Annotated in this window: 26 protein-coding genes; 15 read left to right on the top strand and 11 right to left on the bottom strand. The window is 71.6% G+C overall.

Annotated features, from left to right (window positions below):
* The first annotated feature begins 3 nt into the window (after positions 1-3).
* The 6 genes from mltB (at position 4) to KAK07_RS16165 (ending at position 4,419) form a co-directional block, all read left to right on the top strand.
* Complete coding sequence (gene mltB, locus KAK07_RS16190) at positions 4-1,092, top strand: lytic murein transglycosylase B (RefSeq protein WP_210861865.1); 1,089 nt, start codon at positions 4-6, stop codon at positions 1,090-1,092.
* Positions 1,093-1,126: 34 nt separating this feature from the next.
* Positions 1,127-1,345: a DUF904 domain-containing protein gene (locus tag KAK07_RS16185; protein WP_210853765.1), complete on the top strand. Its 219-nt coding sequence runs from the start codon at positions 1,127-1,129 to the stop codon at positions 1,343-1,345.
* Positions 1,342-1,665, top strand: a complete 324-nt coding sequence (locus tag KAK07_RS16180) for a cell division protein ZapA (RefSeq protein ID WP_210861864.1) — start codon at positions 1,342-1,344, stop codon at positions 1,663-1,665. The genes KAK07_RS16185 and KAK07_RS16180 overlap by 4 nt, the downstream gene beginning before the upstream one ends.
* Positions 1,666-1,937: 272 nt before the next feature.
* Positions 1,938-2,384, top strand: coding sequence for an EVE domain-containing protein (locus KAK07_RS16175; protein WP_210853763.1), 447 nt, complete (start codon positions 1,938-1,940; stop codon positions 2,382-2,384).
* Positions 2,384-3,199, top strand: a complete 816-nt coding sequence (locus KAK07_RS16170; RefSeq protein WP_210853762.1) for a sulfite exporter TauE/SafE family protein — start codon at positions 2,384-2,386, stop codon at positions 3,197-3,199. Before KAK07_RS16175 ends, KAK07_RS16170 begins: the two co-directional genes overlap by 1 nt.
* Positions 3,196-4,419: a BaiN/RdsA family NAD(P)/FAD-dependent oxidoreductase gene (locus KAK07_RS16165; RefSeq protein ID WP_210853761.1), complete on the top strand. Its 1,224-nt coding sequence runs from the start codon at positions 3,196-3,198 to the stop codon at positions 4,417-4,419. Before KAK07_RS16170 ends, KAK07_RS16165 begins: the two co-directional genes overlap by 4 nt.
* Before the next feature lie 22 nt (positions 4,420-4,441).
* Here the strand turns inward: KAK07_RS16165 and KAK07_RS16160 are convergent, their stop codons facing one another.
* Positions 4,442-5,116: an ABC transporter ATP-binding protein gene (locus tag KAK07_RS16160; RefSeq protein ID WP_210853760.1), complete on the bottom strand. Its 675-nt coding sequence runs from the start codon at positions 5,114-5,116 to the stop codon at positions 4,442-4,444.
* Here KAK07_RS16160 and KAK07_RS16155 point away from each other — a divergent pair.
* Positions 5,115-5,774, top strand: coding sequence for an arylesterase (locus KAK07_RS16155; RefSeq protein WP_210853759.1), 660 nt, complete (start codon positions 5,115-5,117; stop codon positions 5,772-5,774). The two genes, KAK07_RS16160 and KAK07_RS16155, sit on opposite strands and share 2 nt — an antisense overlap.
* A gap of 30 nt (positions 5,775-5,804) precedes the next feature.
* Here the strand turns inward: KAK07_RS16155 and KAK07_RS16150 are convergent, their stop codons facing one another.
* The 8 genes from KAK07_RS16150 to KAK07_RS16115 form a co-directional block, all read right to left on the bottom strand.
* Positions 5,805-7,802 (bottom strand): DUF6600 domain-containing protein, encoded by a 1,998-nt coding sequence (locus KAK07_RS16150; protein ID WP_210853758.1) that lies wholly within the window; start codon positions 7,800-7,802, stop codon positions 5,805-5,807.
* 77 nt (positions 7,803-7,879) lie between these two features.
* Positions 7,880-8,428 (bottom strand): peptide deformylase, encoded by a 549-nt coding sequence (def, locus tag KAK07_RS16145; protein WP_210853757.1) that lies wholly within the window; start codon positions 8,426-8,428, stop codon positions 7,880-7,882.
* 2 nt (positions 8,429-8,430) lie between these two features.
* Entirely contained in the window at positions 8,431-10,527 is a 2,097-nt protein-coding gene (ligA, locus tag KAK07_RS16140; RefSeq protein ID WP_210853756.1) for an NAD-dependent DNA ligase LigA, read from the bottom strand.
* A gap of 27 nt (positions 10,528-10,554) precedes the next feature.
* Positions 10,555-11,169: a c-type cytochrome gene (locus KAK07_RS16135; RefSeq protein ID WP_210853755.1), complete on the bottom strand. Its 615-nt coding sequence runs from the start codon at positions 11,167-11,169 to the stop codon at positions 10,555-10,557.
* Positions 11,170-11,263: 94 nt separating this feature from the next.
* Positions 11,264-12,325 (bottom strand): cell division protein ZipA C-terminal FtsZ-binding domain-containing protein, encoded by a 1,062-nt coding sequence (locus KAK07_RS16130; RefSeq protein ID WP_210853754.1) that lies wholly within the window; start codon positions 12,323-12,325, stop codon positions 11,264-11,266.
* Between the two features lie 16 nt (positions 12,326-12,341).
* On the bottom strand, positions 12,342-15,854 hold the full coding sequence (gene smc / locus KAK07_RS16125) for a chromosome segregation protein SMC (RefSeq protein WP_210861856.1): 3,513 nt from the start codon (positions 15,852-15,854) through the stop codon (positions 12,342-12,344).
* Positions 15,855-16,028: 174 nt separating this feature from the next.
* The gene (locus tag KAK07_RS16120) at positions 16,029-17,234 is read right to left on the bottom strand and encodes a DUF1501 domain-containing protein (RefSeq protein WP_210861854.1); all 1,206 of its coding nucleotides are present in this window, start codon (positions 17,232-17,234) and stop codon (positions 16,029-16,031) included.
* Between the two features lie 11 nt (positions 17,235-17,245).
* Entirely contained in the window at positions 17,246-18,730 is a 1,485-nt protein-coding gene (locus tag KAK07_RS16115; protein ID WP_210861852.1) for a DUF1800 domain-containing protein, read from the bottom strand.
* 228 nt (positions 18,731-18,958) lie between these two features.
* On the opposite strand from KAK07_RS16115, the gene queF reads away from it, so the two are divergent.
* Together queF and KAK07_RS16105 are read left to right on the top strand one after the other, a co-directional pair.
* Positions 18,959-19,456, top strand: a complete 498-nt coding sequence (gene queF, locus KAK07_RS16110; RefSeq protein WP_210853750.1) for a preQ(1) synthase — start codon at positions 18,959-18,961, stop codon at positions 19,454-19,456.
* 11 nt (positions 19,457-19,467) lie between these two features.
* Entirely contained in the window at positions 19,468-19,896 is a 429-nt protein-coding gene (locus tag KAK07_RS16105) for an SET domain-containing protein (RefSeq protein ID WP_210853749.1), read from the top strand.
* An 8-nt stretch (positions 19,897-19,904) separates the two neighbouring features.
* Here the strand turns inward: KAK07_RS16105 and KAK07_RS16100 are convergent, their stop codons facing one another.
* The gene (locus KAK07_RS16100) at positions 19,905-20,753 is read right to left on the bottom strand and encodes a 3-hydroxybutyryl-CoA dehydrogenase (protein WP_210853748.1); all 849 of its coding nucleotides are present in this window, start codon (positions 20,751-20,753) and stop codon (positions 19,905-19,907) included.
* A 243-nt stretch (positions 20,754-20,996) separates the two neighbouring features.
* Between KAK07_RS16100 and rpsU the strand changes: the two genes are divergently transcribed.
* The 3 genes from rpsU to KAK07_RS16085 all read left to right on the top strand — a co-directional run bounded on the left by rpsU (position 20,997) and on the right by KAK07_RS16085 (position 23,570).
* Entirely contained in the window at positions 20,997-21,209 is a 213-nt protein-coding gene (gene rpsU, locus KAK07_RS16095) for a 30S ribosomal protein S21 (RefSeq protein WP_012346814.1), read from the top strand.
* A gap of 86 nt (positions 21,210-21,295) precedes the next feature.
* On the top strand, positions 21,296-22,402 hold the full coding sequence (locus tag KAK07_RS16090) for an AraC family transcriptional regulator (RefSeq protein ID WP_210853747.1): 1,107 nt from the start codon (positions 21,296-21,298) through the stop codon (positions 22,400-22,402).
* Between the two features lie 106 nt (positions 22,403-22,508).
* Positions 22,509-23,570 (top strand): alpha/beta hydrolase family protein, encoded by a 1,062-nt coding sequence (locus KAK07_RS16085; RefSeq protein ID WP_247661058.1) that lies wholly within the window; start codon positions 22,509-22,511, stop codon positions 23,568-23,570.
* A gap of 2 nt (positions 23,571-23,572) precedes the next feature.
* Here the strand turns inward: KAK07_RS16085 and KAK07_RS16080 are convergent, their stop codons facing one another.
* A complete protein-coding gene (locus tag KAK07_RS16080; protein ID WP_210853746.1) occupies positions 23,573-24,481 on the bottom strand; it encodes a LysR family transcriptional regulator in 909 nt (302 codons plus the stop codon).
* A 71-nt stretch (positions 24,482-24,552) separates the two neighbouring features.
* On the opposite strand from KAK07_RS16080, the gene lysA reads away from it, so the two are divergent.
* The 3 genes from lysA to KAK07_RS16065 are packed head-to-tail and all read left to right on the top strand — an operon-like array spanning position 24,553 to position 26,641.
* Entirely contained in the window at positions 24,553-25,791 is a 1,239-nt protein-coding gene (gene lysA / locus KAK07_RS16075; RefSeq protein WP_210853745.1) for a diaminopimelate decarboxylase, read from the top strand.
* Between the two features lie 51 nt (positions 25,792-25,842).
* Positions 25,843-26,289, top strand: a complete 447-nt coding sequence (locus tag KAK07_RS16070; RefSeq protein ID WP_210853744.1) for a GatB/YqeY domain-containing protein — start codon at positions 25,843-25,845, stop codon at positions 26,287-26,289.
* A 10-nt stretch (positions 26,290-26,299) separates the two neighbouring features.
* Complete coding sequence (locus KAK07_RS16065; RefSeq protein ID WP_210803301.1) at positions 26,300-26,641, top strand: protein tyrosine phosphatase family protein; 342 nt, start codon at positions 26,300-26,302, stop codon at positions 26,639-26,641.
* Positions 26,642-26,702 lie beyond the last annotated feature (61 nt).

Raw genomic sequence — 26,702 nt, 5'->3', positions numbered from 1 at the left:
CCCATGTCCTGGTCCCCGCTCCTGCCTGCCGCCGCGCTGCTGTTCACCTGGGCCGCCCAGGCAGCGCCCCACCGCACCCAGCGCGCCGCCTCCCCGCCACCCGCTACCGCGGTCAGCTATGCGGGACGCGAGGACGCCCAGGCCCTGGGCCGGGCGATCGCCGCCGCCCAGGGGCTGGACCCCGACTGGGTGCTGCGTGCGCTGGCCCAGGCACGCTTCCAGGCCAGCATCACGCGCCTGGTGATGCCGCCGCCGGCGGGCACGGCGAAGAACTGGTCGGCCTACCGGGCCCGCATGGTCGATGCCGCCCGCGCGACCGAGGGCCTGCGCTTCTGGCAGGCCAACGAACGCTGGCTGTCCCAGGCCGAAGCGCGCTGGGGCGTGCCGCCGGAGATGGTGGTGGCCATCGTCGGCATCGAAACCTATTACGGCCGCATCCGGGGCAACTTCCGGGTGCTGGATGCCCTGGCCACGCTGAGCCTGGACTTCCCCAGCGGCCGCTCCGACCGCAGCGGCTTCTACCGCGACGAGCTGGCCGCCTTCCTGACCTGGTGCCACGCCGAGCAGCGCGATCCCACCAGCGTCAAGGGCAGCTACGCTGGTGCGATCGGGCTGCCGCAGTTCATGCCCAGCAGCATCCGTCGTTACGCGATCGACGGCGACGGCGACGGCCGCATCGACCTGGAGCACAACCCCGCCGATGTGGTCAGCAGTGTCGCCCGCTACTTTGCCGAGTTCGGCTGGGAGAAAGGCCTGCCCACCCACTACGGCGTGCAGGCGCCCACCGACACCAGCGCCCGCGCCACGCTGCTGGCACCCGACATCCAGCCCAGCTTCAGCGCCCAGCGCATGACCGAGCTGGGCGCGGTGCTCGACGAGACGGCCCGCGCCCACGCCGGCCCGCTGGCCCTGGTCGAACTGCAGAACGGCGATGCCGCCCCCAGCTACGTGGCCGGCACGCGCAATTTCTGGGTGGTCACGCGCTACAACTGGTCCAGCTACTACGCCATGGCCGTGATCGACCTGGCGCGCGAGATCAAGCGCCTGCGGCCACCTCCGCCACAGCCTGTGGCGTCGGCCCCTCTACAATGAGGGTCACGCCGCTTCAGACAAGGTTCCACGGCCCATGTCCCGTCTGCCGGATCTCGCCGAACGCATCGAGCGACTCGTGCTGCGCCACGAGGAGCTGCAGCGCACGAACGAGCTGCTCGAACAGCAGCTCAAGGCCACGACCAGCGAGCGTGACAGCCTGAAGTCGCGCCTGGCAGCGGCGCGTGCGCGCATCGACGCCTTGCTCGAGCGCCTGCCCGCCGACCCGGCCCCGACCCGCGAGGCCGGCGAATGAAGCAGATCGAAGTCACCATCCTCGGCCAGAGCTACCTGCTGGGCTGCCCGGAGGGCGGCGAGGCGCTGCTGCAGCAGGCCGTCGCCACCGTCGACCAGGAGATGAGCGCGATCCGCGACGCCGGCCGGGTCAAGGCGCGCGAGCGCATGGCCGTGCTGGCCGCGCTGAACCTGGCCTACCGCCTGGCCGAGAAGCCGACCGCCCGCCCGGCCGCCGCAGCCCCGTCAGACGCCAGCGGTGCCTCGCTCGACGAGACCGTGGTGCAGCGCCTGATCGAGCGCATCGACGGCTCGCTGGGCCACGACGGGCAATTGCTCTGAAATTCACGGGCTTCTCGGCCACGCAGCGGCCGACCAAGGCCTAGAATCAAGCCGTCCGCCACCTCCGCGTGGGTTTTATATTTCCTTGAACCGATGCTCTCGCGAGCCAGGGCTTGGAACATCGCTCGGCAGGTGTGATCGTCTCGCGTCAGATGAACCCGACGCCGTGCTGACCTCGCCCACCTGAATCCCCTGGGTTCAGGAATGCGGCCCACGGTTGGTGGTGGACACCTTTCCTCCCACGCCCCGCCCCCATGCCATCCTGCTGGCTGATGAAGATCGAGCCCGACGAGTGCTCGATCGACGATCTCGCGCGCCGCCCCGGCCAGTCCGTGCCCTGGACCGGCGTGCGCAACTACCAGGCGCGCAACTTCATGCGCGACGCGATGCGCCCGGGCGATGGCGTGCTGTACTACCACTCCTCCTGCGCCGAGCCGGGCATCGCCGGCCTGGCCGAGGTGGCCAGCGCACCCTACCCCGACGCCACGCAGTTCGACCCCGCCAGCCCGTACTTTGATGCCAAGGCCACGCCCGAGGCGCCACGCTGGGTGCATGTGGACGTGCGCTTCGTGCGCAAGACCCGGCTGCTGACGCTGGCCGAGCTGCGCGCCGAACCGCGCCTGGCCACGATGGAGCTGCTGCGCAAGGGCAGCCGCCTGTCGATCACCCCGGTCAGCGCCGCCGAGTGGGCGGTGGTGACGCAACTGCTGGACCGTTGATGGATCTGTCCCTGACCTTGATCGCCGAGCTGCTGGCCCTGGGCCTGGTGGCCGGGTTCCTGGCCGGCCTGCTGGGGGTGGGCGGCGGCATGATGATGGTGCCGTTCATGACCTTCATCCTGGGCCAGCGCGGCGTGCCGGCCGACGTGTCGGTGAAGATGGCCATCGCCACCTCGATGGCCACGATCATGTTCACCTCCATCTCCAGCGTGCGCGCCCACCACAAGAAGGGCTCGGTGCGCTGGGACCTGGTGCGCGGCATGGCACCGGGCATCGTGGCCGGCGGCCTGCTGGCCGGCGCCGGCGCGTTCGCGCTGATCAAGGGGCAGGCGCTGGCGCTGTGCTTCGCGCTCTTCGTGGGCTTCTCGGCCACGCAGATGCTGCGCAACCGACAGCCCAAGCCCAGCCGCCAGATGCCCGGGCCGCCGGGCCAGGGCGCGGCCGGCACCGGCATCGGCTTCCTGTCGGGTCTGGTCGGTGCCGGCGGCGCCTTTGTCAGCGTGCCCTTCATGACCTGGTGCAACGTGCCAATCCACCAGGCGGTGGGCACCAGCGCGGCGCTGGGCTTTCCGATCGCACTGGCCAACACCGTGGGCTATGTGGTGGGCGGCTGGAACCTGCCGCCGGCGCTGCCCGGTGCGCTGGGCCACCTCTACCTGCCGGCCTTGCTGGTGATTGCCAGCGCCAGCGTGACCATGGCGCCGCTGGGCGCGCGCGCCAGCCACGCGATGAACGTGGCGCAGCTCAAGCGGGTCTTTGCGGTGCTGCTCTACGGCCTGGCCAGCTACATGCTCTGGAAGGGCCTGACGGCTTGAGCGCCGCGCTCGATGCGCTGGTCATCGGCGCCGGCGCTGCGGGCCTGTTCTGCGCCGCCCAGGCCGGCCAGCGCGGCCTGAAGGTGCTGCTGGTCGACCACGCGCCCAAGCTGGCCGAGAAGATCCGCATCTCCGGCGGCGGCCGCTGCAACTTCACCAACCGCGAGGCCGGGCCGGCGAACTACCTGTCCGAGAACCCGCACTTCTGCCGCTCAGCGCTGGCGCGCTACCCGGCATCCGAGTTCATCGCGCTGGTGCAGCGCCACGGCATCGCCTTCCACGAGAAGCACAAGGGCCAGCTGTTCTGCGACCACTCGGCGCAGGACATCATCGAGCTGCTGCTGCGCGAATGCGCGGCGGGCGGCGTCGAGCGCTGGCAGCCCTGCGCAGTGCAGGCCGTGGAGCCGCTGGACGGCGCCTGGCGCGCCCGCACCGACCGCGGCGATGTGCTGGCCCGCCAGGTGGTCGTGGCCACCGGCGGCCTGCCGGTGCCCAAGATCGGCGCCAGCGACTGGGGCCTGCGCCTGGCCGAGCGCCTGGGCCACCGCCTGGTGGCGCCGCGCGAGGCGCTGGTGCCCTTGACCTTCGACGCCGCCAGCTGGGCACCCTTCGTGCCGCTGGCGGGCATCGCGCGACCGGTGGCCATCTCCACCGCCGTGCCAGGCAAGGGCAAGCGCTCGAACACGGTGAGTTTTCTCGAAGACCTGCTGTTCACCCACCGCGGCCTCAGCGGCCCGGCGGTGCTGCAGATCTCCAGCTTCTGGCGCCCTGGCCAGCCCCTCCAGATCGACCTGCTGCCCGGCACCGACCTGTTCGAGACCCTGCAGCAGCTCAAGCGGCAGTCGCGCCGCCAGCTGGGCAACGAACTGGCTGCGCTGCTGACCCAGCGCCTGGCCGACACCTGGCTGGCGTTGCAGGGCATCGCCGCCGACACGCCGATGCCGCAGGTGCCCGACGCCACGCTGCGCCGCCTGGCCGACAGCCTGCAGCACTGGACCCTCACGCCCAGTGGCACCGAGGGCTGGGCCAAGGCCGAGGTGATGGCCGGCGGGGTCGACACCCGCGACCTCAGCTCGCAGACGATGGAGAGCCGCCTGCACCCCGGCCTGTACTTCATCGGCGAGGTGGTCGACGTGACCGGCTGGCTGGGCGGCTACAACTTCCAGTGGGCCTGGGCCAGCGCCATGGCCTGCGCCGAGGCGATGGCCGCGCCGGCCTGATCAGGCGGGCATCAGGCGGGCATCAGGCCGGCATCAGGCGGCCGGCCTCGATGTGCAGCTGGCGTTCGCAGCGCGCCGCCAGCGCGCGGTCATGCGTCACCAGCACCAGCGTCGTCCCCGCCTCGCGGTTGAGCTCCAGCATCAGGTTCATCACCGACTCGCCGGTGGCGAAGTCCAGGCTGCCGGTGGGCTCGTCGGCCAGCAGCAGCTGTGGCCGCACGACGAAGGCCCGCGCCAGCGCCACGCGCTGCTGCTCGCCGCCCGACAGCACCTTGGGGTAGTGGCGCAGGCGCTGCGACAGGCCCACGCGGTCGAGCATCTCGGCCGCCTGCTCGCGCGCCCGCGCCGCACCGGCCAGCTCCAGCGGCAGCATCACGTTCTCCAGCGCGGTGCGGTTGGCCAGCAACTGGAAACTCTGGAAGACAAAGCCCAGCGAGCGCGCCCGCACCTCGGCGCGCGCGTCCTCGTCCAGCGCGAACAGGTCGGTGCCCGCCAGACGCACCGTGCCCTCGCTGGGCACGTCCAGGCCCGCCATCAAGGCCAGCAGCGTGCTCTTGCCCGAGCCCGAGGCGCCGACGATGGCGGCCGACTCCCGCGGCTGCAGGCTGAAGTCGATGTCGTGGAGAATCGTCAGCGTGCCAGTGGCGTCGGTGACGCGCTTGCTGACATGCTCCACAGCGATGATGGGTTCAGACATGAGCTTGGTTTCAAGGGCGCGGCGCGCCGGGCTGCTGGCAGGCCTGATCGCCTGCATCGGCGCCGACTGTAGCGCGGCCACCGCCGCCCCCACGGCAGCGCCGGTCTTGCTGGTCGTGGGCGACAGCCTGTCGGCCGAGTACGGCCTGGCGCGCGGCAGCGGCTGGGTGGCACTGCTGGCCGAGCGGCTGAAGGCCCAGAAGTCGCCGCTGCAGGTGGTCAACGCCAGCATCAGCGGCGACACCACCGCCGGCGGCCGCAGCCGGCTGCCCGGCCTGTTGGCGCAGCACAAGCCCGCGGTGGTGGTGATCGAGCTGGGCGGCAACGACGCGCTGCGCGGCCTGCCGGTGACCAGCACCCGAGACAACCTGATGGCGATGACCAGCGCCGCCCAGCAGGCCGGCGCCAAGGTGCTGCTGGTGGGCATGCAGGTGCCGCCCAACTACGGCCGCGCCTACACCGAGGAGTTCGCCCGCAGCTTCCAGGACGTGGCCCGCGAGCGCCGGGCCGGCCTGGTGCCCTTCCTGCTGGCCGGCGTGGCCGACCGGCCGGACGCCGAGGCCTGGTTCCAGAGCGACCGCATCCACCCGCTGGCCAAGGCGCATCCGCTGATGCTGGACAACGTCTGGCCGGCGCTGAAAACACTGCTGCCCCGCTGAGCGGGGCAGCGCGGACCGGGACGGCGCCGTTCAGCGTTCGTCGCGGTCGCGTCGGCCGTTGCCACGGCCTTCGGCGTCGCGCTGGCGCCCCGGGCGCTCGCCCTGCGGGCGCTCCGGCTGGGCGCGTTCCACCTGCGGGCGCTCGGCCGGCATGCGTTCGACGGGCGGGCGCTCGACCTGTGGACGCTCGACCTGCGGGCGAACCGGCACCGGACGCTCGGCGGGCAGCGTGCGGCTCGGCGGCACGGCCATCGGGCGCTCCACCTCGGCGGGGCGGGTGGCCGGGGCGGCCGGCGCCCGCGGCGCTTCCATCGGACGCACGGTGGGCTCGGCCGGGGGCAGCGTGCGGCTGGGCGGCGTGGCCACCGGGCGTTCCACCTCGGCGGGGCGGGCGGCCGGGGCGGCCGGTGCACGCGGGGCCTCCATCGGACGCACTGCCGGTTCGGCCGGCGGCAGCGTGCGGCTGGGCGGCGCCACCACGGCCGGGCTGCTGCGCACGGCGGGCGACGGGTTGGCCGGCTCGACGCGGGCGGGCGCCTCGGCGCGGCCGGGCGCTTCCGGCACCGCGATGCGCTGCGGGTAGTCGCGGCGGCTGTTGCCGTCGGCCTCGTTCTCGGGCCGTACCGCGGCACTGGGCAGCGTGCGCTGGGCCGGCGAACGCGGCTGGGCCAGGGCGGGCGAGGCGGTGGGCAGCACCCGCGGCGCCTGGACCGCGCCCTGCGGTGCCGGCGGCGTGACGGCCTGCCAGGACCGCGCCGGCTGGCTCTGCACCACCCGCTGCACCTGGACGTCGTCCAGACGGTGCTGCATCACCGCCACCGTCTGGCGCTGCTGCAGCGCGTTGGACGGCACCATGGTGACGCCCCCCGGCACGCCGCGGTTCGAGTACATCACCGGCTCACGCGGCGGCCGCGGCGGCACCGGCCGACCGTAGACGTAGGGGTGGTTGACATGCTCCAGGTAGCGCGGCGAGTACCGGTAGGCGGGGTAATAGACCTCGCGCGGCGCCAGCGGCACCCAGCCCACCTGCGGCCCGATGCCCACGCTGATGCTCACGCCGGGACTGCCCACCCAGGCCACCATCGCCGGGGCGTAGGCCGGACGGCGGATGTAGCGGCCCGGCGCCCAGCACCAGCGGCCGCCCCAGAACACCCAGCGACCATAGTGGAAGGGCGCGAAGCCCCAGGGCGCGTCATCCACCCAGGTCCAGCCCCAGGGCGAGACCCAGGCCCAGCGGCCGTAGCGGTACGGGGCCCAGCCGGCGACCACCGTGGTCGGCGTCCACAGCGCGCCGTATTCGGGGTGGTCGGCCCAGCGGCCGTAGCGGTCCAGGTCGTCGGCACCGGTCATTTCGGGCGACACATAGCGCGACTCGGCGCGGCGCTCCGGCGCCCACACCGGCTGCTGCAGCCAGGCGGCCAGGCCGTCGCCGGGCAGCGTGGACCAGCTGTAGTGGGTGCGACCATCCGAGGGGTCGAGCCAGAACTCGGCGCGCTGGCCGGCGCGCAGGTTCAGCTGCGCGTCGCGCGATTCAAAGGCCAACTCGCCGCTGGCCCCCACGCCGCCGTGGCTGCTGCGGCTGTCCTGGTCGATGCGGTAGGCGCCGGGCGACACCGGCAAGAAGCGGAAGTCGCCGGCGCGCAACTCGATCTCGCGCGCCACCTCGGGCTCCTGCACGCGCAGGCCCAGGCTGCCGGCCACCAGCATCAGCTCGATGCGGTCGTCGTCCAGGCGCAGCACCTGCAGCTCACTGCCGGTGCCCAGTTGCAGCGCGGTGGAGCCGATCTGCAGGTCCAGCCGGCCGTCGCGGTCGGTGGACAGGCGGTCGCCGCTGGTCAGCGGGCGGTTGCGCAGGCCGTCGATCCACTCGCCCTGCCCGGCCTCCTGCAGCCAGGCCCGGCCTTGGACGTCGGCCACGCGGCCGACGCGTCCCGGCGGGTCGTCCATGGCCTGGGCGGCCAGACCGGTCAGGGCCAGAACACCCACCGCCAGCCAACGGCTGGCCCGGGTGCGAACAATCAATTGCATGGACATGGTCATCAAGCCTCCAGGGACATCAACGCCCCCGGCGGCAGCGCGGCTGACAGCGTTGCGCCCCGTCACACTCAGTCGTCGGCGTCGTCCAGGCCGGGAAACAGCACGCTGGTGAAGCCCAGGCGGGTGAGGTCGCGCATGCGGGTGGGGTACAGGCGGCCGATCAGGTGGTCGCACTCGTGCTGCACGACGCGGGCGTGGAAGCCCTCGGCCTCGCGCTCGATCGGCCGGCCGGCGATGTCGACCCCGCTGTAGCGGATGCGCCGGTGGCGTGGCACCACGCCGCGCAGGCCGGGCACGCTGAGGCAGCCTTCCCAGCCCTCTTCCTCGTCCGGCGCGCCATCGGGCCCGGGCAGCGGCGTGATCACCGGGTTGAGCAGCACGGTGCGCGGCACGGCGGGGGCATCGGGGTAGCGCTCGCTGCGCTCGACACCGAAGATCACCAGCTGCAGGTCCACGCCGATCTGCGGCGCGGCCAGCCCGGCGCCGCGGGCGGCCGCCATGGTCTCTTCCATGTCGGCCACCAGCGCATGCAGTTCGGGCGTGTCAAAGGCGGTCACCGGCTGCGCCACGCGCAGCAGGCGCGGGTCGCCCATTCTCAGGATCTCTCGCACGGCCATCGTCAGGGCTCCTGTCCATCACCGGCCAGCAGCGCACGCAGGCCGGCCTCGTCGATCACCGGCACGCCCAGCTCGCGCGCCTTGTCCAGCTTGGAGCCGGCCTCCTCGCCGGCCACCACCCAGGTTGTCTTTTTCGAGACCGATCCGCTGACCTTGCCGCCGGCCGCCTCGATCAGGTCCTTGGCCTCGTCGCGGCCCAGCGTGGGCAGCGTGCCGGTCAGCACCAGCACCTTGCCCAGCAGCGGGCGCGGCGCGTCGCTGGCGGTGCCCTGCTCGTCGGGCCAGTGAACGCCAGCGGCGCGCAACTGCTCGACCACCTCGCGGTGCAGCGGCTGGTCGAAGAAATGGCGGATGCTCTCGGCCACGATCGGTCCGACATCGTTGACCTCCAGCAGTTCCTCCACCCGCGCGTCCATCAGCCGATCGATCGTGCCGAAGTGGCGCGCCAGGTCCTTGGCCGTGGCCTCGCCCACCTGGCGGATGCCCAGCGCGAACAGGAAGCGGCCCAGCGTGGTGGACTTGCTCTTCTCGATGCCGGCCAACAGGTTCTGCGCCGACTTCTCGCCCATTCGCTCCATCGCGGCCAGCGCGGTGAAGCCCAGCTTGTAGAGGTCAGGCACCGCCTGGACGATGCCGGCATCCACCAGCTGGTCGACCAGCTTGTCGCCCAGGCCCTCGATGTCCATCGCCCGGCGGCCGGCAAAGTGCAGCAGCGCCTGCTTGCGCTGCGCCGGGCAGGTCAGGCCGCCGGTGCAGCGCCAGTCGGCACTGCCCTCCTCGCGCTCGATCGGGCTGGCACACACCGGGCAGCGGCCCTGCAGGCGCTGGTACAGATCAAACGGCTCGCCCACATCAGCCGGACGGCGCTCCAGCACCACGCCCACCACCTCGGGGATCACGTCGCCGGCACGGCGCACGATCACGGTGTCGCCCACGCGCACGTCCTTGCGCCGGGCCTCGTCCTCGTTGTGCAGCGTGGCATTGCTGACGGTGGTGCCGCCCACGAACACCGGCTCGAGCTTGGCCACCGGGGTGAGCTTGCCGGTGCGGCCGACCTGGATGTCGATGTCCAGCAGACGCGTCATCTGCTCCTGCGCCGGGTACTTGTGCGCCACCGCCCAGCGCGGCTCGCGGGTGACGAAGCCCAGACGCTCCTGCAGCGCGCGGTCGTTGACCTTGTAGACCACGCCGTCGATGTCAAACGGCAGGCTGTCGCGCAGCGCGCCGATGCGCTGGTGGAAGGCCGACAGGCCGGCCGCGCCCTCGACCACCGCACGGTGCTCGCACACCGGCAGGCCCAGCGCCGCCAGGGCCTCCAGCAGGCCATGGTGGGTGGCGGGCACATCCCAGCCACGCACCTCACCCAGGCCGTAGGCGAAGAAGCTCAAGGGGCGCTTCGCGGCGATCGCCGGATCGAGCTGCCGCACCGCGCCAGCCGCGGCATTGCGCGGGTTGACGAAGGTCTTCTCGTTCCTGGCGCCGGCGGCAATCAGGCCGCGCTGGCGTTCATTGAGCGCCTCGAAGTCATCGCGGCGCATGTAGACCTCGCCGCGCACTTCCAGCACCTCGGGCTCGGCGTCCTGCAGGCGCAGGGGAATCTGGTTGACGGTGCGGATGTTCTGCGTGACGTCCTCGCCGGTTTCGCCATCACCCCGCGTGGCGGCCTGGACCAGCACGCCGCGCTCGTAGCGCAGGTTGATCGCCAGGCCGTCGAACTTCAGCTCGGCGGCATAGGCCACTGGCGGGGCCTCTTCGGGCAGCGCCAGCTCGCGCCGCACGCGGGCATCGAAGGCCTCGGCGCCGGCGGGCGTGGTGTCGGTCTCGGTGCGGATGCTGAGCATCGGCACCGCGTGGCGCACCGGCGCGAAGCCGTCAAGCACCCGGCCGATCACGCGCTGCGTGGGCGAGTCGGGCGTCAGCAGCTCGGGATGCTCCGCCTCCAGCGCCTGCAGCGCCTGGAACAGACGGTCGTATTCGGCGTCGGGAATCTCCGGCGCATCCAGCACGTAGTAGCGGTGGGCGTGGTGGTGCAGCTGCGCGCGCAGCGCAGCCGCCTGCTCGGCGGGGCTGGGGCCGAAAAGATCAGGCGTCTGGGACATGGCTGCGAGTGTACGCAGCCGATCGCCTCATCGCAGGCTCGCCACGTAGGCGGCAACGGCCTGGATCTGCGCGTCGCTCATCATCTTCGTGTTGGCCGCCATCACCGGCTCCAGCCGCTCGCCGGTGCCGTCGCGGTAGCGCTTCAGGCTCTTGACGACGTAGCCAGGCTGCTGGCCGGCCAGGCGCGGCACGGTGGCATCACCCCGGGCCTGCTCGCCATGGCAGCGAAAGCACACCTTGCCGTAGTAGGCGCGGCCCTCGGCCACCTGGGCGGCGGGCGCTGGCGGCGCGCTGGGCTGCATGGTCTGGGCGGCCAGATAGGCCACCGCATCGGCGCGCTCGGCCGGGCTCATGGCCTTGATCAGGCCGCTCATGAACGGGTCCTTGCGGCGGCCGTCGATGAAGCGCCGCATCTGCTCGTCCAGGTAGGCCGGGTTCTGGCCCGCCAGGTTGGGAATCTCCGGCGCCGTGGAATTGCCGTTGGCGCCATGGCAGTTGGCGCAGAAGCCGATCAGCCGGGCACCGCGCTCCAGGGCCTTGGCGTCGGGCGCAGGGGTCTGGCCCGGGGCCGAGGCAGCGGCCAGGCAGGCGAACAGACCCAGGGCGCAGCGCCGCAGCGCGCGCGTGTCCCAACGACTCATGCAGGCCTCCGTACGGGCAGGCAATGTGGATGGGCGATGATACCGGCAGCCCTGGCTGCCACCGGCCAGCCGCGCGCAGCGGCTCTGCGCGGCGTCAACTGAACAGTCGTCGCGCGGCCAGGCTGCCGGCGGCCAGGTCGCGGGACTCCAGCGCGCGGTACAGGCGCAGCAGTTCGGCGCCGATGGCGGCGAACGCGTGCAGCGTGATCGGCTGGCCCTGGTCGTCCACCAGCGTGGCGTCCAGATCGTCAGCCAGGCGACGCGCCTGTTCCTGCCAGGCGGAGAAGGGCTCGGCGGCCTCGGGGGTCTGCGGCACGTCCAGGCTCAGCGTGACTTCGCGCAGCGCCGCCTCACCCGGATCCTCGGCCAGCGCGGCCTGGTGGTCGAAGGCCAGCACCAGCACCGGCGGCGCGCCTTCCTCGGTCGACGGCAGCACCAGCCGACCCGGCACCACGCCGGGCACGAAGCCATGGCGGCCGGCGCACTGCTGCAGGTAGCCCACGCTCCAGGCCACCGAGTTGGCGCGCAGCACCGCGGTCAGCTGGGCATCGTGGGCGCTGGAGAACGCGTCCAGCTCGCGGGCGCGTGCGACGGCATCGAGCATGTCGGGGAAATCGGGCATCGCGCCCACAGCATCGGCAAAGGCCTGCACCTTCTGCACGAACTCGGAGTACTCGATCTCGTTGAGGGCGCCATGCCGGTTGGCCAGTTGCACCGCGGCCTGGAACTCGGTGTAGCGGTGACCGGCCTGGGGCTGTTCCCAGTCACCGGTCTCGCTGTCCAGACCTTCGATGTGAAAGGGCTTGGAGCCGGCGCGGCGCGTGGTGGGCAGGTGCTGCAGCGCCAACTCGCCGCTGATGGGGGTTTCCGGTGCGACGGTGGCGATGGCGTCGATCAGCGCATCGATGCGTGCCGCACGCCGCGTGGCCACCGCGGTGCGCACCGGGTCGGGCAGGCCGACCACCGGCTCGCCGTCGATCGTGGCCGGTGCGGGGTCGACGCCCCCCAGCGTGGGCTCCAGCCGGTGTGCGGGCTCGGCGTTGTCCACCACCTGCGGCTGGCGCGGCCCGGCGCGGCGCGTCGTCCAGGCGCCATGCACCACCACGCCCAGCAACACCACGCCGGCCAGGATGGCCAGTGCCACGGTCAGACTCATTGTTCGACGACTCCTGTCATCCCTCGACCATGCCGACGGCGGCTTCCATGTCCACCGCGACGATGCGCGACACGCCCTGTTCCTGCATCGTCACGCCGATCAGCTGCTCGGCCATCTCCATCGCGATCTTGTTGTGCGAGATGAACAGGAACTGCGTGCCCTTGGACATCTCGCTGACCAGGCGCGCGTAGCGCTCGGTGTTGGCGTCGTCCAGCGGCGCGTCCACCTCATCGAGCAGGCAGAACGGCGCCGGGTTGAGCAGGAAGATCGCGAACACCAGCGCGATCGCGGTGAGCGCCTTCTCGCCACCCGACAGCAGATGGATGGTGCTGTTCTTCTTGCCCGGCGGCTGCGCCATCACCTGCACGCCGGCGTCAAGCACCTCGTCGCCGGTCATGATCAGCCTGGCCTGGCCACCGCCGAAGAGGCTGGGGAACATGCGTCCGAAGCCCTCGTTGACCAGGTTGAAGGTGGTCATCAGCAGGTCGCGGGTTTCCAGGTCGATCTTGTGGATCGCGTCTTCCAGCGTGGTGATGGCGTCGATCAGGTCGGCGTTCTGCGCATCGAGGAAGGTCTTGCGCTCACGCGCCGCCGTCAGCTCGTCCAGTGCCGCCAGGTTGACCGCGCCCAGGCCCGCGATCTCGCGGTTGATGCGGTCGATCTCGCCCTGCAGGCCCCACAGCTTGACGTTGTGGTCCGCGATGTTCTGGGCCAAGGCGGCCAGGTCCACCTCGGCTGCGGTGAGCTGCTCCAGGTACTGGGCACCACCCAGGCTGGCGGCTTGCTGCTCCAGCTGCAGCTTGGTGATCTGTTCACGCAGCGGGTCCAGGCTGCGCTCGAACTGCAGCCGCTGCTCGTCGGCAGCGCGCAGCTTGGCACTGAGCTCGTCGTACTCGCTGCGGGCGGCGCCCAGGATTTCGGCCTTCTCGGCCTGCAGCGCCAGCGCGTCCTGCAGCCCGGCCTGCGCGGCCTGGTCGTCGAACGCGCCCAGCTCCAGCTGCAGTTGCTCGCCGGCCTGCTCGTTGGCGCGCACCTGCTGCGCGGCGGTCTCGACCTGGCGCTGCAGCTCACCGCGCCGCGCCGACAGCGCCCGCGCCTGGAACTGCGCCTCCTGCGCCTGGCGCTCCAGCGCGCGCAGCTGCTCGCGTGCACCGGCCAGCCGGCGCTCGGCGGCGATCACGTCCTCCTCGAGCTGGGCATGGTGCTCCTGCGTCTCGGCCAGCTGCAGGTCGAGTTCCTCGAATCGGCCCTCGCCGGTGGCACGGCGCTCGGCCAGCTCCTCCATCTGCGCATCGACCTCGGCCAGCTCCTCGTCGAGTTGCCCACGGCGGGCCGACGAGGCCTCGGCCTGCTGCGACAGGCGCAGCAGTTCAACCTGCAGCTGGTGGGCACGGGTCTGCGCGTCGGTGGCCTCGCGGCGGGCCTGGGCCAGGCGGCTGGAGGCCTCGGTGAACGCCGCCTCGACGCGGACCAGCCCGGTGCGGGCCTCGTCGGCCAGCAGGTGCTGGGCGCGCGACTCACGCTCCAGGTTCTCGATCTCCTGCGCCCGCGCCAGCAGACCGGCCTGCTCGGAGTCGGGGGCGTAGAAGCCCACCGCGAACTGCGAGACCGCATGGCCTTCGCGGGTCATGATGACCTCGCCGTGGGTCAGCTGGCCGCGCTGGGCCAGCGCGGTGTCCAGGCTGTCGGCGGTGTAGACGCCCTCCAGCCAGTCGTTCAGCAATGCCTTCAGGCCGGCGTCGTTCAGGCGCAGCAGATCGGACAGCCGCGGCAGTGTCTGGTGGGTGTTCTGGATGCCGGCAGCCGGCGGCGAGTAGAAGGCCAGCTTGGCCGGCGGCGCATCCGCGGCGAAGGCGCGCACGATGTCCAGCCGGCCCACGGCCAGCGCGTTCATGCGCTCGCGCAGCGCCGATTCCAGCGCCACTTCCCAGCCCGCTTCGATGTGGATCTTCGTCCACAGACCGGCCAGGCCGTCCAGACCGTGCTTGGCCAGCCAGGGCTTCAACTTGCCCTCGGTCTGCACCTTTTCCTGCAGGGCACGCAGCGCGTCCAGCCGCGCGCTCAGGTCGGCCTGGCGGGCCGATTCGCGGTTGACCAGCTCCTGCTGGGCGCGTCGGCGCTCGTCAAGCTGCGGCACCTCGTCGCCCAGGGCCTGGGCGCGGGCCTCGGCCTCGGCCTGCACCTCGTCGGCGGCTGCGCTGTCCTCGCGCAACGCGGCCAGCTTGTCCAGATCGGGCGAGGCCAGGCCCTGGCGCTCGGCAGCCAGGCGCTCGCGGCGGCTGCGCAGCCCCTTCATCTGCTCGTCGATGTTGCGGCTCTCGGCGGCCAGCAGCTGGATCTGCTGCTGCACCAGGGCCACCTGCTGGCGCTGCTGGTTGGCGCGGGCCTGGGCCGCGCGCACCGCATCCTCGTGGGTGGGCGCGTTCAGCGACTCTTCCTCGGCCTGCGCGGCCAGCACCTCGGCCTGTTCCTCGGCGGCAAGGATCTGCTCGGCGATCGATTCCAGCTCGGCCTCGGCCTCGGTGCGGCGCTCGCTCCACTGGGCGTTCTGCGCGACCAGTTCGGCCAGTCGCGCCTGGGCACGCTGGCGGCCCTCGACCACGTAGCGGATGCGCTCTTCCAGCCGGCTCACCTCCAGCTGCGCCTGGGCCAGATCGCCCTGGCGGGCATGCAGCGCATCACTGGCGGCGTAATGGGCCTGGCGGATGGTTTCGAGTTCGGCTTCGACATGGCGCAGCTCGGCCAGGCGCGATTCCAGTGCGTTGGTGGCCTCGAGTGCTGCCAACTTGACGCGTTCCTCCTCGGCCGCCGCGTCGCGGTGCTTGAGGAACCACAGCTGGTGCAGCTTCAGTGTGCCCTGCTCCTGCAGGCCGCGGTACTGCGCGGCCACCTCGGCCTGGCGTTCGAGCTTGTCGAGGTTGCTGCCCAGCTCGCGCAGGATGTCTTCCACGCGGGTGAGGTTCTCGCGGGTGTCCTTCAGCCGGTTCTCGGTCTCGCGGCGGCGCTCCTTGTACTTGGAGACGCCCGCGGCCTCTTCCAGGAACAGCCGCAGTTCCTCAGGTTTGGACTCGATGATCCGACTGATCGTGCCCTGACCGATGATGGCGTAGGCGCGCGGGCCCAGGCCGGTGCCCAGGAACACGTCCTGCACATCGCGCCGGCGCACCGGCTGGTTGTTGATGTAGTAGCTGCTGGCGCCGTCCCGCGTGAGCACCCGCTTGACGGCGATCTCGCTGTACTGGTTCCAGCTGCCGCCGGCGCGGCCATCCTCATTGCTGAAGACCAGCTCCACGCTGGCGCGGCTGGCGGGCTTGCGGTTGCCGGAGCCGTTGAAGATGACGTCCTGCATGGACTCGCCACGCAGCTCGGACGCCTTGCTCTCGCCCAGCACCCAGCGCACCGCGTCCATGATGTTGGACTTGCCGCAACCGTTGGGTCCCACCACGCCGACGCGCTGCCCGGGCAGTTGGAAGGTGGTGGGCTCGGCGAACGACTTGAAGCCTGAGAGCTTGATCTGGTTGAGCCGCATGAAACAAGTCGTGAACGGCGGGCCGGCCGGCCTCGCCATGCAAGCCCTGGCAGCGACCGCGCCGTCGCTCTAAGTCGTTGATTTATTTAGAAAATTCAACCACCTAGCGGTGGCCCGGAAGGCTCGGATGATACCACCGCGGCCCGGCGCGCCCGGTGGCGCGCAGACCCGTCATCAGGCCATCAGTCGCAGCGGTGCGATCGCGGCGCTGTCCGGGAACACCGTCTGTGACAGGGCCTGACTGGGCAGGCGCATGTGGTCGGCCAGCACGCCCTTGAAGACGGCGCGCAGATCGGTGGTCGGGCGCAGATCGCGTCGCTCGTGCAACCGGGCCGGGGCCAGGCCGGGCCAGTCGGTGAGCACCCGTCCTCCACGCACCGCACCTCCCAGCACGAAGGCCGCGCTGGCGGTGCCGTGATCGGTGCCCTGAGTGCCATTGGTGGCCACGGTACGGCCGAACTCGGTGGCCGCCACGACCACCGTGCGGCGCCAGGCCGATGAGGCCTGCAGCGTCTCACGCAGCTGCCCCAGGCCGGCGTCCAATACCGAGAAGTTGTGCGCCAGCCGCCCGGTGGGCGACACCGCATTGGTGTGCGAATCCCAGCCGCCCAGCTCCAGCACCGCAATCTGCGGGCCGTTGGGCTGCGACAGGAACTCGGCCGCGCGTTTGGCCAGGTTGCGGAAGGCGTCGTGCCCGCCCTTGCGCGGGTCGACCGAGGCCATGTTGCCGCCCTGGTCGTCACGCAGCGACTGCGCCCGCGACAGGGCGGTGAGCAGTTCCTTGTCGTCGGCGTACAGCATCCGCAGCCGCTCGAGCAGCTCGGTGGGCGGGTCGGGCAGTGCCGACGGTGCCCAGGTGTCCACGCCCGGCGAGCCGCGCAGCACCAGCGGCACGGCGTTGGCAATCGCCAGGCCCTTGCGCAGGCCCCCCACCTTCAGCGCGCGGCCCAGCCAGCCGTCGCGCAGCGTGTAGGGCTGCAAGCCGCCCGACTCCAGCAGCTGCTGGCCATCGAAGTGCGAGCGTTCGCGGTAGGGCTGGGCCACCGCGTGGACCACGGTCAGCTCGCCGGCCTTGTAGGCCTCGTGCAGCTTGCCCAGTTCAGGGTGCAGCGCGAAGCCCTGCTCCAGCGGCAGCGTGGGCCGGCCGTACTGGGCCATCGGGCCGCGGGCCGAGGCGAAGTCGGGGTCGCCCAGCGCCGGCACCGCAGCCAGGCCGTCCATCCCGCCGCGCAGGATGACGAACACCATGCGCGGGTCCTCGGGTCCGGCCGCGCCGGCCATCACCAGCCGCGGCACGGCCATCGTGGAGGCCAGCGCAGCCACGCCCCCGAGCCAGCGGCGGCGGGACAGGTTGTTCAGCGGCAGATCGTCGTGGTTCATCTGTGTGCTCCTCAGCGGCGCTGGATCTCGGGGGCCAGCAACAGCATCGTCAAGGCCTGCTCGCCATCGGCGGCCTGGCTGATCTGGCGGGCGGTGCGCTCGGACAGCCCCTCGCCCAGCGCCTGCCGGGCGATGACGCGTGCATCCTGGTGACCACCCAGTCGGCGCGACAGCTGCTGGGCCCATTCCACGCGGGTCCACATGGCCTCGGGCCCCAGCCACTCCTCGGAGCGCTCGGGCCAGCCGGCCGGCGACGGCGCGGACTGCACCTCCTGGCCCATGCCGACGATGCCGGCATCGGCCGCCACCGCCACCGACTCGCCGGTCTGGCCCAGCATGCGCAGGCTGCAGACCGCGAACTCTTCCGGCGTGCGCAGCTTGGCGGCCGAGCTCACCCAGGCCTCGGGGGCGGTGACCATGGCCTGCGTGACCTGGGTCAGCTGGCCGCCGCTGCGCTGCCAGGCGCTGACCATGCGCTCGACCAGCGCCGGCGGCGGCTCGTCGGCGACGAAGTGCCTGGCCATGCGCGCGCAGACGTGCCGCGCCGTGGCCGGGTGGGCAGCCAGCATGTGCAGCGCCTCGTCCAGCGCGCCGGGGCCTTCGGGCAGGCTGCGGCCCATCACCTGCTTGCTGCCCGGCTCGTGCCAGCTGGCGTCGAACAGCGGCCGTGCGCGCTGGCCGGGCACGTCCTGCGGTGGCCGCCAGCCGGTGAGCACCGCGGCCATCGCGGTGACATCGGCCTGGCTGTAGGCGGCGCTGCCATCGTTGCGTGCCACCCCCAGGGTGTGCAGCTCCATCAGCTCGCGCGCCAGGTTCTCGTTCAGGCCGCGGACCTTGTCGACGTTCTTGTCGGTGCGGTAGCCGCCTCGGGCCCGCTGCACATGCGGCGAATTGGGACCGGCCGAGTGCTGGTTGTCCAGGTACTGCAGCATCGCCGGGTGGGTGGTGCTGGCGCGCAGCATGGCCTCGAAGGTGCCGGCAATGTGCGGGCGGATCGCGTCACGCTCGAAGCTGCCCACCAGGCCCCGCGCCTTGCCCTTGGCCGCCGAGACGGTGAAGTGGTTGGCCCAGAACCACACCAGGTGCTCGGCGAAGGGTCGCCCGGTGCCCAGTGCGGTGCGCAGCCGGATGTAGCGGTCGTCGCGGGTGGCCTGGTTCAGGTCCACGCTGTCCTTGCCGGCATCCGAGGCACGGATGACCTTCTTGGCGGCCTTGGTCGGGCCCATGTTGGGGTCGGCGCCGTCGGGCGCCATGGCCATCTGGCCGGGGTCCTGCGCGGCCGCTTTCCTGCTGCGCTTGAGCTCGCGGGCCAGCTTGTGCACGCGGTGACGGTCGGCCAGCACGTCCTCGGCGTTGCGCACCGCGCGGGCAGGCGGGTCGGCCGGGCCGACCTGGGACAGCAACCAGCCCCGCGGGTCGGCGCCGACGGCCTCCAGCGAGGCCTCGCCCAGGCCGAAGCGAAAAGCGGCGATGTAGGCATCACGGGTGGTGGGCATGCAGTCGATCCTCCGATGTCTCAGACGGCGCCGGGGTCAGTGTGGTTGACCGCGCGCCAGGTCAAGTTTTGCAAAGCCGCCGGGCGGCGTCCGTCAGCAGAGGTGTCGCCGCCCTTCGATGAATCTAAGTCCTTGATTTATTTGAACTAATCAAGCACCCCTGAGCCCTTGCCGGGTAGCGGCGATGGTAGCATTCGCACTTTCCCTGACCGATCACGACCGTTCACCATGGCCCGCACCGCCGCCACCCCGAAGAAGCCCGCCCGCAGCGCCGAGGCCACCGCACCGCAGCAGCGCCCGCTGCCGCCGAACCCGCCCAGCGCGCCCAGCAAGGAACTGCACGTCTTTCCCAACCCGGCGCCGGAGCGCGACTATGTGATCCAGTTCCAGGTGCCCGAGTTCACCTGCCACTGCCCGCTGACCGGCCAGCCGGACTTCGCGCACTTCACGATCGACATGGTGGCCGACCAGCTCTGCGTGGAGCTCAAGAGCCTGAAGATGTACATGTGGAGCTTCCGCCATGAAGGCGCCTTCCACGAGAAGGTGACCAACGACATCCTGTCCAAGATCGTGGCCACCACGAAGCCGCGCTACGCGCGCATCACCGCGCGCTGGTATGTGCGCGGGGGCATCTACACCAACGTCATCGCCGAACACCGCAAGAAGGGCTGGAAGGGCGACGCGGTCGTTCCCGCGCCGCACCTGCCGACGGCCACCGGCCTCTGAGCCGCCCCGCGATGGGCGCCCTGTTCGTTCGCCAGCCCTACCAGAAGGTCGACGTCACGGTGCGCCGCAGCCCGATCGACGGCTACGGCGTCTTCGCGCTGGAGCCGGCGCGGCGCGGCCACAAGATCGGCGAGGTGCGGGGCGAGGCGATCAGCGTGTCCGAAGCGCGCCGCCGCGCCGCCACGCTGGCGCGCATCATGATCGTCGAGGTCAGCCACAAGTCGGCGGTCGACCTGGCCAGTTCCACCGACCCGATGCGCTTCACCAACCACAGCTGCCAGCCCAACGGACGGCTGACGATCCGCGACGGCCGCATCGAGTTCTACGCACTGCGCGACATCGCCCCCGGCGAGGAAATCACCGTCAACTACGGCGAGACCCACCACGAGGGCCGGCTGACCTGCCGCTGCGGCGCCCCCGGCTGCGTGGGCCGGCTCTGAGCCGGTTCTCAGTAGGTGTAGACGCCGCGCCCGGTCTTGCGGCCCAGCCAGCCAGCCGCCACCATTTCCTTGAGCAGCGGGCACGGCCGGTACTTCGAGTCGGCGAACTCCTCGAAGTACACATTCATCACCGCCAGGCACACATCCAGGCCCACCATGTCGGCCAGCGCCAGCGGACCGATCGGGTGGTTGCAGCCCAGCTTCATGCCGGCGTCGATCTCCTCGGGCGTGGCCAGGCCCTCGGCCAGCACGAAGAAGGCCTCGTTGATCATCGGCACCAGGATGCGGTTGACCACGAAGCCCGGCGCGTTCTTCACCGTGATCGGCTGCTTGCCCAGGCGCAGCGCCATGGCCTTGACCGCATCATGCGTGGCGTCGCTGGTCTGCAGGCCGCGGATGATCTCGACCAGGGCCATCATCGGCACCGGGTTGAAGAAATGCATGCCGATGAAGCGGTCGGCGCGCTTCGTCGCCGCCGCCAGCTTGGTGATGCTGATCGAGCTGGTGTTGGTGGCCACCAGGGTCTCGGCGGGCAGCAGGCCGTCGAGCTGCTGCAGGATCTTCACCTTCAGCGCCTCGTTCTCGGTGGCGGCCTCAATCACCAGCTGGGCGCCGGTCAGCGCGCCGTAGTCGGTGCTGCCGCGGATGCGCGATAGCGCGGCGGCCTTCTCGGCCTCGGTCATCTTCTCCTTCTTGATCAGGCGGTCCAGGCTGCCCGCCACCGTGGCCAGGCCCTTGGCCACCGCCTGCTCGCTGATGTCCACCATCACCACGTCGATGCCCACCACCGCGCAGGCCTGCGCGATGCCATTGCCCATGGTGCCGGCGCCGACGACGCCCACAGTCTGAATGCTCATGTCGAGTTTCCGGAGGTTGTAGAAGGATGCCCGCAGTCTACCCAGCCCGAAGTGTCGACAACGCCCTCGGCGCCCGATTTGCCGATCGTGCGAGTTTTGGCATAGAATCGCCGTCTTTGCTGGCAAACCGCGTGTCGATCCAGCCCTGGCAGTTTTCCGGAAACCGTGTGGTGCTTTGATTGCAGAGCCTGCACCGGCCGGCGCCGGACACCGAGCGCAACTACCCCTAGGAACCCCCTGTCAATGACCACCATCCGCGTCAAGGAAAACGAGCCGTTCGACGTCGCCCTGCGCCGTTTCAAGCGCACCATCGAAAAGCTCGGCCTGCTGACCGAACTGCGCGCCCGCGAGTTCTACGAGAAGCCCACCGCCGAGCGCAAGCGCAAGAAGGCCGCCGCGGTCAAGCGCCACTACAAGCGCGTGCGCAGCATGCAGCTGCCCAAGAAGCTGTACTGATCCTCAGTCGCTTCCCCTGAAAAACCCGCCGCGGGACGCCGCTGCGGGTTTTTTTGTGCCCGCCTTTTCGCCGACACTGCCGCCCCATGGACTGGCTGGCCTGGATGGATTCCCTGCTGCGCGGCGCCGCCGCCGCGCTGGCGGCCTTGTTGGCAGCGTGGCTGTGGCGTGCCGGCGCGACCAGCCCGGCGGCGCGGATCGGCCGGCTGCTGCTGGCCGGCCTGGTGGTGCAGACGCTGGCGGGCCACCCCGGCGTGGAATCCTCGCTGTCGCGGGCCGCGCTTGCGCCGCTGGTGGGTGTGGCGGTGGCCAACGCCCTGCTGTTCTGGGCGCTGGCCCTGACCCTGTTCCGTGCCGACGGCCAGGCGCCATCGCACTGGCCGCTGGCCTGGCTGGCGGCGGTGGCGCTGGGCGTCTTCAACGTGTCGCTGGGCTGCACCGGGCGCGACGAGGGCTGGGCGCAAGCCGCCGCCGCGGCCCAGCGCCTGCTGCCGCTGGCCTGTGCCGCCGGCGCGCTGTGGGTGGCGCTGCGGCACTGGCGCGGCGACCTTGTCGAGCCCCGGCGCCGGCTGCGCCTGGTGATCGTCGCCGGCGGCGGCGCCTACACGCTGGTCCAGCTGGCGCTGCGCCTGGGCCAGCCCGGCGGGCGGCTGGTGGGCGGGGCGGCGCTGCTGGACTCGGCCATGGTGGCCGCCATGCTGGCCGCGGTGGTCCTGGGCATGGCCCGGCTGCGCGACGACCTGGGCTGGTTCATCGGTCCGGCGCCCGCCGCCCCGGCCGCACCGCCCCCGTCGCCCGACGTGGCTCCGCCCACAGCGGCCGTCGCGCCGCGCGACCCCGATGACGATCTGACCGCCGAGCGGCTGCAGCGCGCGATGCAGCAGGACCAGCTGTGGCGCCAGGGCGAGCTGGGCATCGGCGCGCTGGCCGCGCGCCTGGGCTGCCCGGAGTACCGGCTGCGCCGGGTGATCCGCGATCGCTTGGGCCACGGCCATTTCAGCGCCTTCATCAACAGCCACCGCATTGCCGCCGCGCAGGCCGCGCTGGCCGACCCGGCGCGGCGCGACCAGGCGGTGCTGGCGATCGCGCTGGACGTGGGCTTCCAGTCGATCGGCCCGTTCAACCGCGCCTTCAAGGCCGCGACCGGCCAGACGCCCACCGAGTTCCGGCGCCAGCAGCTGGCCGATTCCTGAAATCGGCCAGCCCGGCCTGGCTGCTTGCAGGAATCGCGCAGACCGCCGCAGCCGCCAGCGCGACCCTGCGCTCCACGGTGGCCGTCGCCGCCGCAAGGAGCTGACGATGACGCTTGCATGTTCCCGGCCCCTGGGCCGTTTCCTGGACCGTTTCCTGGCTGCGTTGGCGCTGTGCGCCGGTGCCACCCTGTCCCCCGCCTGGGCGGGACTGGGCATGACCCGCCTGCCCGCCAGCGGCGACGACGGACCGGTCACGGTCTTCTACCCCAGCGATGCGGCCGAACGGCCGGTGTGGGCCGGCTGGCAGCCGGTGCCGCTGGCCACCGACGCCCCGCCCGCTGCCGGCAACGGCCGGCTGGTGGTGCTGTCGCACGGCTCGGGCGGCACGCCCTGGGTGCACCTGGACCTGGCGCGCCGGCTCACCGAGGCCGGCTTCGTCGTGGCCCTGCCCCAGCACCGGGGCGATCACGCCGGGGATCCCGGCACCCCAGGGCCCGAGAGCTGGAGCCGCCGCCCTGGCGAGGTGCGGCGGGCGATCGACGCCGTGCTGGCCGATGGCCGCTGGCCCGGCCTGGACGCCCGGCGCGTGGGTCTGTGGGGCCTGTCGGCCGGCGGCCACACGGCGCTGGAACTGGCCGGCGGCCGCTGGTCACCCGCCCGGTTCGCCGAGCATTGCCGGCAACACATCGCCGAGGACTTCGCGGCCTGCGTGGGCCTGTACGCCGAGCTCACCGGTGGCCCGCTCGACGGCCTGAAGCGCTGGCTGGCGCCGCGCGCGCTGGACAGCCGATTCGGCAGCGACACCACCTGGCGCCATGAGCGCGACGAGCGCATCGCCGCCGTGGTGGCCGTGGTGCCGCTGGCCGCCGATTTCGACCCCGCCTCGCTGCAGCGGCCCGCGGTGCCGCTGGGCCTGGTCAACGCCGCGCAGGACCGCTGGCTGCTTCCGGCCTGGCATGGTCTGCGCGTGCTGCAGGGCTGCACCGGCTGTGAGGATCTGGCCACCCTGCCCGACGGCGGGCACGGCGCGATGCTGTCGCCGCCGCCGCCAGTGGGCGGCCTGGCCGGCCGGCTGCTGGCCGATCCGCCCGGCTTCGACCGCGCCGCCACCGTGCCCGCGGTGGAACAACGCACCGTGGCCTTTTTCCAGCGTCACCTGCTGCGCTGAGCTCAGCCGCCCAGACGCTGCTGCAGCCGCTGTGCCGCGGCACTCAGCGCCGCCTCCAATTCGGCCCGCAGCGGGTGCACCGCCCGCCAGGCGGGCCGCACCAGCGCCACATGGAAGGGGATCGAGACGCTCAGCGGCCGCACCAGCAGCGCCGGGCCGGCCATCTCCAGCGCGGTCAGCGGGTTGACGATGCCCAGCCCCAGCCCCTGGCGCACCAGCGCGCAGACCGACACCGCGCTGGGCGTGTCCAGGCGCAGCGTGCGCTCGATGCCGGCCTGCGCGAACAGCGCGTCGATCTGCTGGCGGTAGGGGTCGGTGGGCGCCAGGCTGACGAAGGGCTGGCCGGCGAAGTCGGCCGGCGTCAGTCGCTCCCGCGCCGCCAGCGGATGCCCGGCGGGCAGCACCGCCACCTCGTCGGCCACCAGCAGCGTCTGCAGCGTGCAGGCGGCGGGGGCTTCATGCCGCTCGACCAGGCCCAGGTCATAGCGCTGCTCGGCCAGCGCCGATTCCAGCAGGGGCGACTCCAGGCTTTCCAGACTCACCCGCGCCTGCGGCTGCCCCTGGGCAAAGCCGGCCAGCGCCTCGGGCACCAGCGCGTGGGCCAGGGCCGGCAGGCTGGCCAGAGTCAGCCGCCCCTGGGCAAAGTGCTTCAGCGATTGTGCGGTGGCGGCGATGCGCTCCAGGCCCACATACGAGGCCTTCACCTCGTCCAGCAAGGCCAGCGCGCGGGTGGTGGGGTGCAGCCGGCCCCGCACGCGGTCGAACAGCGCGTAGCCCAGCACCTGCTCCAGCCGCGCCAGCTCGCGGCTCACCGTGGGCTGCGAGGTATGCAGCAGCTCGGCCGCCCGGGTGACATGGCCGGTGCCCATCACGGCGCGGAACACCTCGACCTGGCGGTGGGTCAATTCCATATCACCATTGAATGCATTCAAGAAGAATCAGTATTTTGCAATATGCACCATCTGCGGCAGGATCGCCCCCCATGAACCCGTTCACCGACGACACGCTGCGCGCCCTGGCGCGCCAGCACGGCACCCCGCTGTGGGTCTACGACGCCGCCACGATCCGCCAGCGCATCGCCGACCTGCGCGCCTTCGACACCATCCGCTACGCCCAGAAGGCCAACTCCAACACCCACCTGCTGCGCCTGATGCGCGCCGAAGGGGTGGTGGTGGATGCGGTGTCGCGCGGCGAGATCCTGCGCGCGCTGGCCGCCGGCTACAGCGCCGACGATGCGCCCTGCGGCGCCAGCGGCATCGTCTTCACCGCCGACCTGTTCGATGCCGCCACGCTGGCCACCGTGGTCGAGCACCGGGTGCCGGTGAACGCCGGCTCGATCGACATGCTGCACCAGCTGGGCGCGGCCTCGCCAGGCCACAAGGTGTGGCTGCGCATCAACCCCGGCTTCGGCCACGGCCACAGCAACAAGACCAACACCGGTGGCGAGCACAGCAAGCACGGCATCTGGCACGCGCAGCTGGATGCCGCACTCGCCGCGGTGCGCCAGCATGGTCTGCAGTTGGTGGGGCTGCACATGCACATCGGCTCGGGCGTGGACTACGGCCACCTGCAGCAGGTCTGCCAGGCCATGGTGGATCTCGTCAAGCGCGCCGACTGTGACCTGCAGGCCATCTCGGCCGGTGGCGGTCTGTCGATCCCCTACCGCGAGGGCGACGCGCGCATCAACACCACCCACTACTTCAGCCTGTGGAACACCGCCCGCCAGGCCGTGGCCACCCACCTGGGCCATGGGGTTCACCTGGAGATCGAACCCGGCCGCTACCTGGTGGCGGAAAGTGGCGTGCTGCTGACCGAGGTGCGCGCCACCAAGCCCATGGGGGACAACCGCTTCACCCTGGTGGATGCCGGCTTCTCCGACCTGATGCGCCCCTCGATGTACGGTGCCTACCACGCGATGAGCCTGATCGCGCAGGACGGCACGCCACGCGCCACCGTCGACACGGTGGTGGCCGGACCGCTGTGCGAGTCGGGCGATGTCTTCACCCAGGGCGACGGCGGCGTGGTGCAGCGCCGGGCGCTGCCCGAGGCGCGCGTGGGCGACCTGCTGGTGCTGCACGACGCCGGGGCCTACGGCGCCTCGATGTCGAGCAACTACAACAGCCGCCCGCTGGCCGCCGAGGTTCTGGTGGATGGCGGCCAGGCGCGGCTGATCCGCCGCCGCCAGTCCTTCGGCGAACTGCTGGCCCTGGAAGTGGTCTGAGCGGCGGGGTTTGCGACAATCCGCCGACCCCACATTCCATCCACTGTCGCCATGAGTCTCAAAGACCGCATCACCGAGGACATGAAGGCCGCCATGCGCGCCAAGGAGGCCGAGCGCCTGTCCACCATCCGCATGCTGCTGGCCGCCTGCAAGCAGAAGGAAGTCGACGAGCGCGTGACGCTGGACGATGCGATGGTGATCGGCCTGGTCGACAAGCTGATCAAGCAGCGCAAGGACTCGGTCGCCGCCTACCAGCAGGCCGGTCGCGAGGACCTGGCCGCCAAGGAGAGCGCCGAGATCACCGTGCTGCAGGCCTACCTGCCGGTGCGCCTGAGCGCCGACGAGATCGCCGCCGAGGTGGCTCGCATCGTCGCCGAGGTTGGCGCCGCCGGCCCGGGCGATATGGGCAAGGTGATGGGCGCCGTGAAGGCGCAACTGGCCGGCAAGGCCGACATGGGTCTGGTGTCGGCCGCCGTCAAGGCCGCGCTGTCGAAGTGAGGAACGCGCCGTGAACCTGCCGCTGCAACAGATCGCCGCCGACGTCTGCGTCGCCCCGCAACTCAGCCCCGAGGCCATGGCCGAGGCCGCCCGCCTGGGCTTCAAGGCGGTGGTCAACAACCGCCCCGACTTCGAGCACGGCCCCGACCAGCCCACCAGCGCCGCGGTCCAGGCCGCCGCTGAAGCGGCCGGTCTGGTCTACCGCCACCTGCCGGTGGCCGGTGGCTACCAGTCGCCCGAGGAGATCGCCGCCTTCGCCGCGCTGCTGGCGGAGCTGCCGCGACCGCTGCTGTGCTTCTGCCGCTCGGGGGCACGCTCGACGCGGCTGTACCAGCAGGCCATCAGCCTCTGAGCACGCGCGACACTGACCACGCGCGACATTGACCACGCGCGACACTGACGGAAATTCCGAT

The organism is Ideonella alba (assembly GCF_018069875.1).
Taxonomy (GTDB): Bacteria; Pseudomonadota; Gammaproteobacteria; order Burkholderiales; family Burkholderiaceae_C; genus Ideonella; species Ideonella alba.
This window is presented reverse-complemented; position numbering and strand designations above follow the sequence as displayed.

Coding starts and splice junctions, on each gene's coding strand:
- KAK07_RS16160 (WP_210853760.1), bottom strand. CDS start 5,116: ATGTCTGAACCCATCATCGCTGTGGAGCATGTCAGCAAGCGCGTCACC.
- KAK07_RS16155 (WP_210853759.1), top strand. CDS start 5,115: ATGAGCTTGGTTTCAAGGGCGCGGCGCGCCGGGCTGCTGGCAGGCCTG.
- KAK07_RS16130 (WP_210853754.1), bottom strand. CDS start 12,325: ATGAGTCTGACCGTGGCACTGGCCATCCTGGCCGGCGTGGTGTTGCTG.
- KAK07_RS16150 (WP_210853758.1), bottom strand. CDS start 7,802: ATGCAATTGATTGTTCGCACCCGGGCCAGCCGTTGGCTGGCGGTGGGT.
- mltB (WP_210861865.1), top strand. CDS start 4: ATGTCCTGGTCCCCGCTCCTGCCTGCCGCCGCGCTGCTGTTCACCTGG.
- KAK07_RS16175 (WP_210853763.1), top strand. CDS start 1,938: ATGAAGATCGAGCCCGACGAGTGCTCGATCGACGATCTCGCGCGCCGC.
- KAK07_RS16115 (WP_210861852.1), bottom strand. CDS start 18,730: ATGCCCACCACCCGTGATGCCTACATCGCCGCTTTTCGCTTCGGCCTG.
- def (WP_210853757.1), bottom strand. CDS start 8,428: ATGGCCGTGCGAGAGATCCTGAGAATGGGCGACCCGCGCCTGCTGCGC.
- lysA (WP_210853745.1), top strand. CDS start 24,553: ATGAACCCGTTCACCGACGACACGCTGCGCGCCCTGGCGCGCCAGCAC.
- smc (WP_210861856.1), bottom strand. CDS start 15,854: ATGCGGCTCAACCAGATCAAGCTCTCAGGCTTCAAGTCGTTCGCCGAG.
- KAK07_RS16120 (WP_210861854.1), bottom strand. CDS start 17,234: ATGAACCACGACGATCTGCCGCTGAACAACCTGTCCCGCCGCCGCTGG.
- KAK07_RS16180 (WP_210861864.1), top strand. CDS start 1,342: ATGAAGCAGATCGAAGTCACCATCCTCGGCCAGAGCTACCTGCTGGGC.
- KAK07_RS16105 (WP_210853749.1), top strand. CDS start 19,468: ATGGGCGCCCTGTTCGTTCGCCAGCCCTACCAGAAGGTCGACGTCACG.
- KAK07_RS16170 (WP_210853762.1), top strand. CDS start 2,384: ATGGATCTGTCCCTGACCTTGATCGCCGAGCTGCTGGCCCTGGGCCTG.
- KAK07_RS16070 (WP_210853744.1), top strand. CDS start 25,843: ATGAGTCTCAAAGACCGCATCACCGAGGACATGAAGGCCGCCATGCGC.
- queF (WP_210853750.1), top strand. CDS start 18,959: ATGGCCCGCACCGCCGCCACCCCGAAGAAGCCCGCCCGCAGCGCCGAG.
- KAK07_RS16090 (WP_210853747.1), top strand. CDS start 21,296: ATGGACTGGCTGGCCTGGATGGATTCCCTGCTGCGCGGCGCCGCCGCC.
- rpsU (WP_012346814.1), top strand. CDS start 20,997: ATGACCACCATCCGCGTCAAGGAAAACGAGCCGTTCGACGTCGCCCTG.
- KAK07_RS16185 (WP_210853765.1), top strand. CDS start 1,127: ATGTCCCGTCTGCCGGATCTCGCCGAACGCATCGAGCGACTCGTGCTG.
- KAK07_RS16085 (WP_247661058.1), top strand. CDS start 22,509: ATGACGCTTGCATGTTCCCGGCCCCTGGGCCGTTTCCTGGACCGTTTC.
- KAK07_RS16135 (WP_210853755.1), bottom strand. CDS start 11,169: ATGAGTCGTTGGGACACGCGCGCGCTGCGGCGCTGCGCCCTGGGTCTG.
- KAK07_RS16080 (WP_210853746.1), bottom strand. CDS start 24,481: ATGGAATTGACCCACCGCCAGGTCGAGGTGTTCCGCGCCGTGATGGGC.
- ligA (WP_210853756.1), bottom strand. CDS start 10,527: ATGTCCCAGACGCCTGATCTTTTCGGCCCCAGCCCCGCCGAGCAGGCG.
- KAK07_RS16100 (WP_210853748.1), bottom strand. CDS start 20,753: ATGAGCATTCAGACTGTGGGCGTCGTCGGCGCCGGCACCATGGGCAAT.